At 53.1% G+C, this 12,422-nt stretch carries 12 protein-coding genes; all 12 read right to left on the reverse strand.

From position 1 onward, the window contains the following. Window positions 1-79 precede the first annotated feature (79 nt). Complete coding sequence (locus tag BM123_RS11810) at window positions 80-646, reverse strand: helix-turn-helix transcriptional regulator (RefSeq protein ID WP_090168696.1); 567 nt, start codon at window positions 644-646, stop codon at window positions 80-82. 89 nt (window positions 647-735) lie between these two features. Next, on the reverse strand, window positions 736-1,323 hold the full coding sequence (locus tag BM123_RS11815; RefSeq protein WP_090168699.1) for a DUF3347 domain-containing protein: 588 nt from the start codon (window positions 1,321-1,323) through the stop codon (window positions 736-738). 218 nt (window positions 1,324-1,541) lie between these two features. Beyond that, entirely contained in the window at window positions 1,542-1,952 is a 411-nt protein-coding gene (locus tag BM123_RS24915; protein WP_406603247.1) for an HYC_CC_PP family protein, read from the reverse strand. Between the two features lie 73 nt (window positions 1,953-2,025). After that, window positions 2,026-2,238 carry a heavy-metal-associated domain-containing protein gene (locus BM123_RS11820; RefSeq protein WP_090168701.1) on the reverse strand — a complete coding sequence of 71 codons (213 nt, stop codon included), beginning with the start codon at window positions 2,236-2,238 and terminating at the stop codon, window positions 2,026-2,028. 81 nt (window positions 2,239-2,319) lie between these two features. Continuing rightward, complete coding sequence (locus BM123_RS11825) at window positions 2,320-2,898, reverse strand: helix-turn-helix domain-containing protein (protein WP_090168703.1); 579 nt, start codon at window positions 2,896-2,898, stop codon at window positions 2,320-2,322. 11 nt (window positions 2,899-2,909) lie between these two features. Further along, the gene (locus BM123_RS11830) at window positions 2,910-3,791 is read right to left on the reverse strand and encodes a DUF6503 family protein (RefSeq protein ID WP_090168704.1); all 882 of its coding nucleotides are present in this window, start codon (window positions 3,789-3,791) and stop codon (window positions 2,910-2,912) included. A gap of 88 nt (window positions 3,792-3,879) precedes the next feature. Next, window positions 3,880-4,266 carry a heavy-metal-associated domain-containing protein gene (locus BM123_RS11835; RefSeq protein WP_090168706.1) on the reverse strand — a complete coding sequence of 129 codons (387 nt, stop codon included), beginning with the start codon at window positions 4,264-4,266 and terminating at the stop codon, window positions 3,880-3,882. Between the two features lie 114 nt (window positions 4,267-4,380). Further along, window positions 4,381-4,650: a heavy metal-binding domain-containing protein gene (locus BM123_RS11840; protein WP_090168710.1), complete on the reverse strand. Its 270-nt coding sequence runs from the start codon at window positions 4,648-4,650 to the stop codon at window positions 4,381-4,383. 86 nt (window positions 4,651-4,736) lie between these two features. Beyond that, window positions 4,737-6,593, reverse strand: coding sequence for an efflux RND transporter periplasmic adaptor subunit (locus BM123_RS11845; protein WP_090168712.1), 1,857 nt, complete (start codon window positions 6,591-6,593; stop codon window positions 4,737-4,739). 2 nt (window positions 6,594-6,595) lie between these two features. After that, window positions 6,596-7,837 (reverse strand): TolC family protein, encoded by a 1,242-nt coding sequence (locus tag BM123_RS11850; protein WP_175489346.1) that lies wholly within the window; start codon window positions 7,835-7,837, stop codon window positions 6,596-6,598. A 170-nt stretch (window positions 7,838-8,007) separates the two neighbouring features. Next, the gene (locus tag BM123_RS11855) at window positions 8,008-11,811 is read right to left on the reverse strand and encodes an efflux RND transporter permease subunit (RefSeq protein WP_090168719.1); all 3,804 of its coding nucleotides are present in this window, start codon (window positions 11,809-11,811) and stop codon (window positions 8,008-8,010) included. 75 nt (window positions 11,812-11,886) lie between these two features. Next, window positions 11,887-12,312, reverse strand: coding sequence for an HYC_CC_PP family protein (locus tag BM123_RS11860; protein WP_139211858.1), 426 nt, complete (start codon window positions 12,310-12,312; stop codon window positions 11,887-11,889). Between the last annotated feature and the right edge of the window lie 110 nt (window positions 12,313-12,422).

Raw genomic sequence — 12,422 nt, forward strand, 5'->3', positions numbered from 1 at the left:
TTCGTGTTTTATATAAAAGGCGACGATAAGCAACCGTGTTCTTGTCAAATTTTGCATAGATGGTTCTAATTATGACCTTTCAAAGTTTATCAATCGGTTGAGGCTTATAATTACCCTTAGCTCGAAAATCACTGGGCGTTTCTCCCGTCAATTTCCGAAAGGAGGCAGAGAAGTGTCCAGGCGATTTATACTTGAGTCGTTGCGCCACGGACTTAATGTTTGTGTTCGTCTGAAACAACAATCGCTTCGCCCGCTCTATCCGATGAAGTTGGTAAAACTCTTCAATCGTTCGCTGCTCCGAACTCGAAAAATGACGACTTACGTAACTATAACTCATCTCTACCTCGCGGACAATTATTTCAGAAAGAGGTATATCCATAGTAGCCAGATCATCGTACACGTATTCAATGATTATCCCCTTTACTTGAGTGATGAGGTTATGGCCGTCTTGCCTCAGACGTAAACCTACTTTCCTTAGACCATCGGACAGGCCTTGCAAAGAAATATTAGCTGTCGGCGGAATTGCTCGGACATACCCTAGTTCAATCTCAAGTATTTTCCAACCAGCTTCCTTTAGCAGTTGCTCCACCACTAGGATACAGCGATAACAAACCATGTCATCGATGTACAATGTTTGTTCTTGCATCTCCGTAATGATTTCCTGATAAATAATGGGTGTAAAAGCCCCACCAGCTGACGGAAAGCTAGCCGGAGGGGCTACTAATTACACTCAGGTTATTCTATCGTTTCCATCACCCGGCCACACTTCAGCATCCGGTCGCCAAAGTAGGGGTTACGAATCGCCTCAATGTCGCTCAACCAGTCACCTCCGGCATTACTGAAAGCCATCGGACAGTGCTGTAAATAGAGTTCCGTATCGTTTCCACCAAAGCGCTTAATAGCGCCTGCCAGTGGTGATGACATAGCGGAGAAGGCCTGCCGTACGTCTTCCAGGCTCTTGGCCGCAACTGCCGTTTCGGTTACAGATTTCAACTGTTTTAAATACCCCATCCATTCCATATGAGCATCACCCGTCACCAGCTTCATGTCTACAGAAGAGAGCGCAAGTTGCATCGACGCGGCTGCGGTTTTGGAGGCACCCGCATCTGACCGAACCAACGCGTCTTTCATGCGGAGGTACTCCCGCGTAACGTTACTCAACTGTGCCTGAAAGACACTATTGGTTGCTGCACCAGCGGCTTCGCCATGATGGTGCGCCGACTCAGCTTCGTGGCCAGCTTTAGAATGGGCGGATTGACTATTGCAAGCTGTTGCGAAAAAGCCCAGGAAAACAAGGAGGAAAAATGATTTGAAGATATTCATGCTTCGATGAATTGAGAGAGGGCTACCTTAATTAGGTACTTCTCGGATTTGATAAGATGTATTAAAAGGAACCAAAAGACTCGGCTATACGAGGTGGTTCTGCGTTCGCAAGGTGAACGGGAAAGTTTAAGGTCAAACCAGTTGGTGCGTCCTTTACGGTCGCTCATTTGGCCTTTCCCAGATACAATCCACCTTATGGATTGCACCATACATCAACATCAAATCAAATACACCTGCCACTGCCTCATCACGTCAACTAAGAGCGGAGGCGGTCGGTAACTTTCAAGCTTACTCAACTTACGCGGACGCGTAGTGGTAGCTAACTCCGGAAATAGACAAAGTGGTAGATCTGGAGAAGCAATTGACGATAATGGCAAGTCTCCGGAGGTCTCTACCTCTCTATCTTCATCCAGTTGGACATAATCAAATTCGTCACCACAACAATTCTTTCGTTTTACCTCGCTCCCCTCTTTGGGATGGGATGGGCAAGATGCCACCTTTTCAACATGGCAACTTTTAGCCGTGCCAAAAATGGCAACCGACTTCAACTCTCCCCCACAAAAATGGCGGCTCACTGGCACGCCGACGGAGCCGATGAGCACATTGAAAGCCAACAATAGGGAGAGCATTTTATTCACTTAAACGCTTATTTAATCATTTAGAAAAAGAAGAGTCACCCACTTCCGGATCACTCTTCCGAAGCTAAGCAAATGGCTCAGCCACGTAGCCAGCATCAGCAACAACCGCCCGGACTTCATCCGCCGTAAGTGCTTCCGTCTCCACGGTCAGCGTCCGATCAGGGCTTTTTAAATCAACCTCCCAGTGCTTAATGGCTTCCTTCCCATCAAGCACTGGTGTAACGCCGCGTAAGCAGCCGCCACAGTTGATGTTGGTCTTGAATTTCAGCTTAGTCATAAGGCACAATTTTTATTTTGTATCGCAAAGTTCGGGGCAAAGCTTCCTCCATGTGTTACAGTATTCTGACCAATCTTTACATCATTCCGCTTCTCCCAGCGCATCCAATGAGCGTCGGTCTGGGTCTTTCATCTTGCGAAACTGTGTCGGCGTCATCCCTGTCTCCTGCTTAAACTGACCGGATAGATGAGCCGTACTGCTATAGTCCAGGTCAAAGGCAATCTCACTTAAATTTTCCTCCCCATAGGTCAGCAACTCCTTCACCCGTTCGATCTTCTGCCGGATAAGAAATCGCTCGATGGTCTGTCCTTCGTGGCTGGAAAAGAGTTTAGAAAGCGTCGCGTAGTTCTGCCGCAACTCGCGGGATAAGTAGTCAGATAGATTTTCCGCTGCCCGCTTATTGTTCCGGTCATGAACAAGACCGATGATCAATGTCTTGATCCGCTCCACCTGCTGATCTTCAGCGTCCAGTAGCAATTCAAACCCGTTCTCTTTCAGCACTTCCGCAATGCGTCGGATGCCCTCCTCGCCCGGATGAGTGGCGTAAGTCACCATCCCCATCCTAACCGCTTCCGGTGGGTAGCCCGCAGCGGTCAACTCCTCCCGAACAACACGGATGCACCGCGGACAAACAATGTTCTTGATCTTCAGTGTTGGCATGGTCTCTTCGTTTATTGGTTAATGGCTGCATCACCACGTTGCCGGTCCCCGCGAACCTCCAACCTCCGCACCTCCTCCAGATTGATCTCCGAAAGCAGGTTCAGTTCACCAGCCTCAAAGCCAGCTGGTAGTTCTTTGATAGAGCGAGCCTTGTTTCCCGGTGTATTCCAATTGTGGTAATCGCGGACGATGACACCATCAACTTTCCGTTCGTTATAGGCTTCCCGCAAACGAGGAGCTTTACCACCAGGGTGAGAGTAAGCCAGGTATTTAAGCTGCCGGGTGTCTGTCGTAAACCAGTACATATACTCGTCGTCAGCATCCTCACCACCGTTGTCAGTAGTGAAAGCAATATCAATCTGGTCTAGTACTTCCCCTTTGATCGTATCCCGACCCAGGTAAGTCGGGATCACGGCAGGGTCGTTAAGTACCCACGGCAGAAAAGCAAAGTAAATGACCGAATTGACAGAGTTACTGTACGCTCTACGCTTCTTCTCTGTAATGTCCGCAACCTTCCCGTTGATGTAACGTACCAACCCATCGTTGTCCAGCACATCACGGGTGACTTCGTTGGTCGTGGAATCCGTCCACCAACGCTCGTACGTGTAGGTTCCATCGGTCTGCTGGTAGCGGTACTCCTTGTCCCGGAAACGAAAGGCAAAGGCAGCTTCATCCATTTCTTCCAGACCCGCAACTACAATAGCTTCCTCAATGATCGCCCGGGCTTGGCGGTTGGCTTCCGTTTCCGGGGCACGCACCGTCGCTTCCGCAGGTTTAGACACTGTTTCCTCCACGGCAGCCTCGGAGGAGGGCTCAGCACACGCAACGGTAATCACCAGTAAAGCAACCAGGGCCAGGTACCGGCAGACAATAAGATTCAATTTCGTCATCATAGTTGATTGGTTTTTAGTGCCTCCCTCCTTACCGCTAACCAACCACTTACAGCAGCCGGTTAGCGGCAGGACGGAAGGATTATCGGAACTACTTTGTGCCCTCTTTTTTAGCACAGCTGGCACCGGCCTTGGGAGCGCAGCAGCCACCGGTCTTAGCGTCTTTTGGTTGACAGCAGGCCATCAGTTTAGCTTGGGCGTCAGGATTTGGCGCCACATCGTCGGCTTGGTAACCAGCATCGGAGATAGCCTGACGAAGTGTGTTTTCGTCGACTTTCTTGCCTTTGTAGGTGACGGTGACCTGCTTGGTCTCCAGATCAAGAACGGCCTCTTTTACCCCGTCCAGGGCATTAAGCTGTTTCTCGATGGAGGCCTTGCACATCCCGCACTGGGCGTTGGTTTGGATGACGAGTGTTTTCGACGGCGCGGCCATGGCCACGAAGGAAAACACGAGGAGAAGTATAGGAAGAATACGCATGGTTAAAATGTTTTGTGAAAAGTGAAAGGAAGTCCGGCTCAAGTTTTGGGCGCGGACGCAGGTGCGGGGTTAGGTCAAACTCACCAACTTGCCGCTGCCCTTAAATGCTATCGTTTAGTGCTTATGTCCGTTGTCCGTATGCTCCGCTTGAGCAACGTAGTCCATCCCGCAAACCGGGCACTCTCCGGGCTTGTCACTACCACTTCCGTCGCAGTGCATCGGGCACACGTACGCCGAAGTGAACTCCTTTCCCTCTCCGTGCGGAGCCACGGTCGTGGTTTCAGTAGCAGTGTCGGTAGTCGTAGCAGAGTCACCACAAGCCGTGAAGGCGAAGGTGAAAGAAAGGACCAGCACCAAGGCGGTCATTGATTTGAAAAAACGCATGGTGGAATAGATTTTGGAGCAGTACTCCGGGTTAATTATTGGTTGTGGTCGCACGGAAGGTCCAACTCACAGAAATATCTCCGTTGTTATAGTTCGGCGGTCACGCTCCCACACTTCATCATCAAGTCTCCGAAGTAAGGATTGCGGATTTGTTCTTCATTGCTCAGCCAGTTGGCGCCGGCATTGTCAAAAGCCATCGGGCAGTATTGCACGTAGTAAATACCGTCTACCCCAAAAGCCGTTAAAGCATTGATCAGCGCTTGGGATAAAAAGCCAAACTGCCCACGTTGAGCCTCCACATCGTCTTTCTTCAACAGGGCATTTGCGTGGGCTTCGATCGCCTCCATTTGCTGCATCCAGTACACGTGGGCATCGCCTTTTACCTGCGTCATATCCACCCCGGTTAAAGCCTCCTTTAGCGAAGCTATCAACGCCTCATCAGCTGACTCCGTAGCGACCATCCGGTCCTTCAGCGGTAAATAGGCTTCCACGACTTTTCCCAATTGTGCCCGAAAAGCTTCCGGCGTATCCTCCCGGTAATCAGGCACCTCCTCCCCTACCGGTGCTTCCGATTCCTGGCCCTGGATGAGCACATCCCGGTTCATCATACTGGCCTTGTTATTAAGCTGTGCGGAGGCGTCGATCTGGAAGGCTCCGTTGACGACCACCCGGTCGCCAGCTGCCAGGCCCGAAGTAATCCGGTAGCCATCCCCTACCCTTTCGCCAACCGTAATCTCCCTAAATTCATAAGTCGGCACCTCCATATCCGGCAGCTCCACATAAGCCACGGAGCGATCTCCGGTCCAAAGCACCGCGCTACGAGGAACCACTAGCTCGTCGGCCGAACCTTGGGAGGAACGACCTTGGTTCGTCGGCCGAGTGGTCCCGCTAGCCGTTACCGTCCCCTCAATAAACATCTCTGGCTTCAACCGCCCCCCACGGTTCCTAACCTCCGCCCGCACCGCAGCCGTCCTTGTTTGCGGATCAATAACCGGGTCAATGAAGGTGACCCGCGCATCGTAGCTTTCACCCGGCCGGGAGGCAACGGAGAAAGAGACCTTATCCCCCACCCTGACCTTTGCTAAATCCTGCTCATAAGCATCAAACAACGCCCAGAGGTTACTCAAATTTGTATAGGTGTACAGCGCCCCACCGGCTTTGACGTACTCCCCCACTTCAGCCTTTGTTTCCAGGATCGTCCCGCTGCGGTCCGCATAAATGGGGAAATTGCTGATGACTTCACCGGTTTTCTCCAACTCGGCAATTTGCGCTTCGGTGACCTCCAGGTTGAGGAGCTTGGTACGAGCCGCCGCCACCAGTTCTGGATTAACGTCAGCAAATTTTTTAGCCTGCAGCAACTCTTCCTGAGCAACGACCAGATCAGGAGAATACACCGTTGCAATTCGTTGGCCGGCGCGGACTTGCTCTCCCGCAAAGGAGACGAACAGCCGCTCGACCCGTCCGCCGAATTCCGATACCTCAACGGCAGCGGTTCGTGCATCAGGGGCGAGACGTCCGGTAAGCTTCAACCCCGCTCTCTCAACCTCCCCTGCACCTGTTCCGATAGCTATCGGGACGCCCTCATTTTCTGCTTCAGTAGTTCCCCCATTGGGGGCCAGGGGGCCGACAATAACTGTCCGCACCCGTGCCATCGCCACCGCTGCTTCCGTCATCGTCAGTATCGACGGATCGGTAGAATTACCCGCTTGCAACGGAATGAGATCCATTCCGCACAGCGGACAATCGCCCGGCTCACCTTGCTGGATCTGGGGGTGCATCGAGCACGTCCATATCTGTGCTTCTCCGCCACCTTCATCCATCGTTTCATGGTCATGGTCAGCGTGTTGGTCCATTACTTGGGCCTCGCCACCAAACAGAAAGTAGCCGGCTAGCAAACCGAGGACAAGTGCCCCCGCAACGTAAATTATCGTTCGAGTATTCATGTCTAATAGTTTATGAGGTAGCGATCGATGATCGCTCTTTGTAAAAGAATGGTGGTTTCGGCCATCACCGCTTTAGTGCGGTACCCGATCAGTTGGTTTTCCAGGCGCAGCAGTTCATCAAAGGCGCGTTTGCCATTGGCGAACTCGCTCCTGGCAATCGCTACGGTGGCATTAATCACCCGCGTCTGTTCCCTAAGGAAGTACCGTTCGTTGGCGGCGTTATCAATGGCGTTCAGCGCACGCCTCATCTCCGCCCGAAACTGGTTTTCGGTCGATTCCCGCCGGGCATCCAGCGCAAGGATGCGCACTTCTTCTTCCTGGCGTTTGGCAGTGAATTTCCCCTTACTCAACGGAAGGGTGACCATGGCGCGGGGTAGAATCACGTCGCGGCCATTACGCAGTGGGTTCATGTCCTCCCGGCGGCCGGTGGCGATGTAATCAAGGCCAATACCAAAGTCAGGCCGCTGGTCCAGCTTCGTCAATTCAATGGCTGCGCGATTGGCCTCCTGCTGCAGGCCATAAATACGGAGACCGGGGTGGTTACTCAGGTCGGGGTCGTCGTTTGCCAAATCGGGAGCGAAGTCCAGGGTTTCCTCAACGCGGTCCTCAATATTAAGTCGAGCCTCCGCTTGGGTATCCGCCGGGCGGTTCAGCAACTCATTGATCGTCACCATTTCCTGCTGGGCGAGGTAGCGGAGTTCCGCCAACTGGCGCTCCACCTGTTGCCGCTGCATCTGGATTTGATAGACATCTACCGAACTCCCCTTTCCACTTTCAACGCGGCTTAGCGCCAGGCGATTGAGGCTCGCGTATAAGTCAAGGCTTTCTTCCAAAACGGCTCGTCGAGCATCAATCCCAGCTAGGCTGAAGTACGCTTTTTCCAACTGATAGATCAACATCAACTGACGGGCAGCGACCTTTTCTAACAGTGGTCGGGCACGGGCATTCGCCGTAGCAGCCATTGCCGCAAGCTTCCCCGGCCAGGGCAGCATCTGCGTTGCACCTACCCTAAATTGCTGTGGCCCGGTCCGGGTTTCCACCGGCAGTACAAAGACGCCGGCACCGATTTCTAAATCTGGAAGTTGATCCAGCTGGCCACCAATCCGCATCGCAGCTTCATAGTCCAGTTGTAGGGCCCGTAGTTCCGGATTTACCCGGCGCAGTTCCGCCTTTAGACTATCCAGACTTTGGGCGCGGACGCAGGTGCAAAGAATGGTTAAGAAGAGCAAGGAAAGCGTTCTCATCGGATGCATCCTTTTTGCTGACGTAGTCGCAAAAATGTTCATCCGATGTGTAACGCGTAGGCTCGGTGTCGTCGGTGTCGACCAATTTACACATCGGATGAACTTTGACCCGACTGCGTCAAGGCCAAAGATGCATCCGATGAGAAATTGGTTTTGTCTTGACTTTCTCATCATTTTCTGAATTTAAGTTTGATTTCCTCCCGCATACACCAAAGCACCGGTACCGTAAACATCGTCACCACCTGCAGCGCCATCCCGCCAAAACTGGGGATAGCCATCGGCAGCATGATGTCCGCACCCCGGCCCGTAGCCGTGAGCACGGGCAGTAAAGCCAGCAGCGTCGTCGCCGTCGTCATCATCGCCGGCCGTACCCGCCTTAGTCCACCTTCAATAACCGCTTCCCTTATCTCGGGAATCGTTTCGGGCGTATTGCGCGCGAAGCTGTCCCGCAGGAAAGTCGCCACCAGTACGCCGTCGTCCGTCGCGATGCCGAATAAGGCAAGGAAGCCGACCCAGACCGCCACGCTCAGGTTGATCGTCCGCATCTGGAATAGGTCTCTCAGGTTAGCCCCAAAGAAGTTGAAGTTCATAAAGTCGGGATCAGCGTACCCACCCAGCAGCAAGAAGCCACCGGAGAATGCCACAAATACCCCGCTGAATACCATCAGGGCCGTGGTGATCGACTTAAACTGGAAATACAGGATCAGAAAAATCAGGCCCAGCGCGATTGGGACCACTAAACTCAGCCGCTCGTTGGCCCGAACCTGCTGCTCATAATTACCGGCAAAGCGATAGCTTACGCCTGCAGGAATATCGAGATTCCCCGCATCCGCCAACCCGTCAAGATAAGCTTGGGCGTTTTCAACTACTTCTACTTCCGAGTATCCTTCCTCACGGTCGAAGAGGACGTACCCTACCAAAAAGCCATCTTCCGACTTAATCGACTGCGGGCCTTGCTCGTACCGGATGTCAATCAGCTCTCCAAGTTTGATCTGACCACTACGGGTTGGGACAAGAATGTTCTTGATCGCCTCCGGATTATCCCGCAGTTCACGGGGGTACCTCAGGCGAACGGCGTAGCGTTCCCGCCCTTCAACGGTTGTAGTCATTTTCATCCCACCAACGGTGGCCATGATCTGCTGTTGAACGTCCGTTACACTAAGGCCGTAGCGGGCGATTATCTCGCGCTTCACGTCAAGTAATAAGTATGGCTTACCGACAATACGGTCGGCAAAGACCGCCGCATCCTTTACCCCGTCGATGTTCTTCAGCTCTCGCTCCAGCTCCAGGCCAAAGGCCTCGATAGTAGCCAGGTCAGGCCCCCGAACCTTGATTCCCATCGGAGCCCGCATTCCCGTTTGCAGCATCACGAGCCGGGTTTCGATCGGCTGAAGCTTGGGAGCAGAAGTCACCCCAGGAAGCTGAGCGGCGGCAATGATCTCCTCCCAAATATCATCGGGGCTCTTAATGTGGTCGCGCCATTGTCGGTAATATTGGCCGTTATCATCAAGTTCGTAATAAGCTCCGTTGATCTCATGAACCTCTGAGCTACCTCCAACACCAGTCGCGTCTCCCCTCTCCCCCGGAGAGGGGCCGGGGGTGAGGTTTCCATCCTCATCCACCTTAAACCGCAGCCGCCGCCCATCCGCATCCGTCGCATACTCCGTCTTGTACAAGATCATATTCTCGTACATAGACAGCGGCGCTGGGTCCAGTGGGCTATTCACCCGCCCCGCCTTCCCGACCACCATCTCCACTTCCGGAACCGTCGTCACCGCCATATCCAGCGTACGGAGATTCCGCAAGTTTTCTTCGATGCCGGCGTGTGGCATGCTCGTGGGCATCAGAAGAAATGCCCCCTCGCCAAGCGCGGGCATAAACTCCTCACCGATGCTTCGGTAAGACTGAAAGCCCGCAAAGATCAACAGCCCAATCAAGACTAAAAATAGAATCTTCACCTTCAATAAAAAGCCGAGGACCTTCGTGTAAAAGTGAATTACCAACCAAAAGAAGCCCAACAAGCTACCAGACACCACCACTACGAAAAGGAAGTTCGTCGCCTGGCTTTTGTTCACCCCAAGTGGAAGCCAGTAACCTGCCAGGAGCCAGGCCAGGACCAATGCAATAGCGACGTTGATCAAAGGAGTGAAGTAGACTAAGAAGCGCTGAGCGCTTCCTTTAAAAGCCCCTCCCCCGTGGGGAGGGGTTGGGGAGGGGGTTTCCATTGCTCCTCCAACCCTACTTGCACCCGCGTCCGCGCCAAAAAATCCTTTCACAACCCCAAGCACACCCGCCAGAATCGTAACAACTCCCAGCCACCAGGCTACAAATACCCAGGCAACAATACCCACCCCAATCAGAAGGCTATTGCCAATAATTTTTATCCGCTTACTATCTCGGTCCCACCCCAGCACCGAATGCGCCAGCGCAGGAATAATCGCCAGTGCCACCACTATAGCTGCCACCAGCGCAAATGTCTTTGTAAACGCCAGTGGTCGGAACAACTTACCCTCCGCAGCCTCCATCGTGAAGACCGGCAGAAAGCTAATGATCGTCGTCGCCACCGCCGTCAGCACCGCCGAGCCGACCTCAACCGTGGCCTCGTAAATGCTTTCCAGCCTACTCTCTCCTTCGGGCGGGTCGTTTAGCCGGTAGACCATACTCTCCGTCAGCACAATCCCCATATCCACCATCGTACCGATGGCGATGGCAATACCCGACAACGCTACAATGTTGGCATCAACCCCAAAGTAGCGCATCGCGATGAAGCACATCAGTACTGCGACTGGCAGTGTCCCTGCTACCAGTAACGAAGACTTGAGATTGAACAGCAACAGGATTACGACGATGGCCGTGATCAGGATTTCAAGCGTCAGGGCTTCTTCTAGGGTGCCGATGGTTTCTTGAATCAGTTCCGAACGATCATAAAACGGGACAACCGTCACCTGGCTCATCGTTCCGTCCTCCAGCTCCCGCTTCGGCAATCCTGGCGCCAACTCCCCAATCTTAGCCTTGACGTTATTGATCACCTCCAGCGGGTTGGCGCCGTAGCGTGCCACCACTACCCCACCGACAGCTTCAGCGCCTGATTTGTCCAAAATACCCCGTCGGGTGGCCGGACCAATCGTTACCCGCGCCACATCCCGGAGGTAAACGGGAACGTTGTTTTTTTCGCTGACAACAGCAAGCTCCAGGTCATCGAGGTTCTGCAAATAGCCCAACCCACGGACAAAGTACTCCGCCAAATTAATCTCCAGCGTTGCCGCGCCCACATCGAGGTTTGATCCCTTAACGGCGGCCATTACCTGTTGAAGCGTGATGCCGTACACCCGCATTTTCTCCGGGTCCACATCCACCTGATACTCCTTCACGAAGCCGCCAATGCTGGCTACTTCACTGACGCCGCCAGCCGCACTAAGCCCGTAACGGACGTAAAAGTCCTGTATGCTCCGCAGTTCGTCTAGGTCCCAGCCACCAACGGGAGTTCCATCGGGCGCACGACCTTCCAGCGTATACCAATAGACCTGCCCCAGTGCCGTAGCGTCCGGGCCAAGCGTAGGCGTGGCGTTCTCAGGAAGCAGTCCCGCCGGCAGCGAGTTCAACTTCTCCAGTATCCGGCTTCGGGACCAGTAGAACTCCACATCCTCTTCAAAAATCAGATAGATGCTCGAAAAGCCAAACATCGAGTTGGACCGAACGGATTTCACCCCCGGAATGCCCAGCAACGACGACGTCAACGGGTAAGTTATTTGATCCTCCACGTCCTGCGGCGACTGCCCCATCCACTGCGTAAAGACAATCTGCTGGTTCTCCCCGATATCGGGAATGGCATCTACGGCAACGGGGTCGCGGGGAAGTCCGGGAACATCAAACTCAAAGGGGGCGGTAGCCAGGCCCCAGCCCACGAAGAGCAGCAATAGTAGCCAAACCACCAGCTTATTCTCCAGGAAGAAGCGTACAAAAGCATTAATCATAAAACAACAATTGACGAAAATCACGAAAGCCCCGAACGGTGTCTACCGGCGGGGAATCAGAAAATCATCAAATCGTTAAATACGGAATACCTGGAATTCGCGCACCGGGTCCGGTATCAGCGGAGGCGGGCGGTAATTCTGGAAGTTCGTGTTTTTGCGCGGACGCGGGTGCGGTGGAAGGTAGTTGAAGAGCTGAGGGGGAAAATCCGGCAAAAGCGCGATAACCGTTGGTAGCACCTCCACTACCGTCTGTTCCTGATCATCGATCTGGACCAACTCAGACTCATCGTCACAACACCCCTTTTTTTTGCCTTCTGTTTCTTCCTTGGGCTCCGGATGGAAAGGACACTGCTGCTTAGCCTGGTCCTTATGGCACTTCTCCGCCTCCCCAAAAATGGCGACCGACTTCAACTCCCCCATACAGAAATGACGATTCACCGTCACCCCGGCGGAGCCGATGAGTACGAGAGATGCCAGGAATATGTGAAGGAGTCTAATCAAGTTAGAAGGCTGTTTGCACTGGTAAAGATACAGGCATTAGGCGAACAAAGTTGAGGTGAGCATAATATGGATAGGTTTTGCGGAATGTGGTAAGTATCATAAGTTTTGAC

The organism is Neolewinella agarilytica, assembly GCF_900110645.1.
GTDB classification, from domain to species: Bacteria; Bacteroidota; Bacteroidia; order Chitinophagales; family Saprospiraceae; genus Neolewinella; species Neolewinella agarilytica.

Bases quoted from the DNA above. Each gene is read 5' to 3' on its own strand.
- BM123_RS24915 (WP_406603247.1), bottom strand. From the start codon at position 1,952: ATGCTCTCCCTATTGTTGGCTTTCAATGTGCTCATCGGCTCCGTCGGC.
- BM123_RS11855 (WP_090168719.1), bottom strand. From the start codon at position 11,811: ATGATTAATGCTTTTGTACGCTTCTTCCTGGAGAATAAGCTGGTGGTT.
- BM123_RS11810 (WP_090168696.1), bottom strand. From the start codon at position 646: ATGCAAGAACAAACATTGTACATCGATGACATGGTTTGTTATCGCTGT.
- BM123_RS11815 (WP_090168699.1), bottom strand. From the start codon at position 1,323: ATGAATATCTTCAAATCATTTTTCCTCCTTGTTTTCCTGGGCTTTTTC.
- BM123_RS11825 (WP_090168703.1), bottom strand. From the start codon at position 2,898: ATGCCAACACTGAAGATCAAGAACATTGTTTGTCCGCGGTGCATCCGT.
- BM123_RS11850 (WP_175489346.1), bottom strand. From the start codon at position 7,837: ATGAGAACGCTTTCCTTGCTCTTCTTAACCATTCTTTGCACCTGCGTC.
- BM123_RS11830 (WP_090168704.1), bottom strand. From the start codon at position 3,791: ATGATGACGAAATTGAATCTTATTGTCTGCCGGTACCTGGCCCTGGTT.
- BM123_RS11820 (WP_090168701.1), bottom strand. From the start codon at position 2,238: ATGACTAAGCTGAAATTCAAGACCAACATCAACTGTGGCGGCTGCTTA.
- BM123_RS11835 (WP_090168706.1), bottom strand. From the start codon at position 4,266: ATGCGTATTCTTCCTATACTTCTCCTCGTGTTTTCCTTCGTGGCCATG.
- BM123_RS11845 (WP_090168712.1), bottom strand. From the start codon at position 6,593: ATGAATACTCGAACGATAATTTACGTTGCGGGGGCACTTGTCCTCGGT.
- BM123_RS11840 (WP_090168710.1), bottom strand. From the start codon at position 4,650: ATGCGTTTTTTCAAATCAATGACCGCCTTGGTGCTGGTCCTTTCTTTC.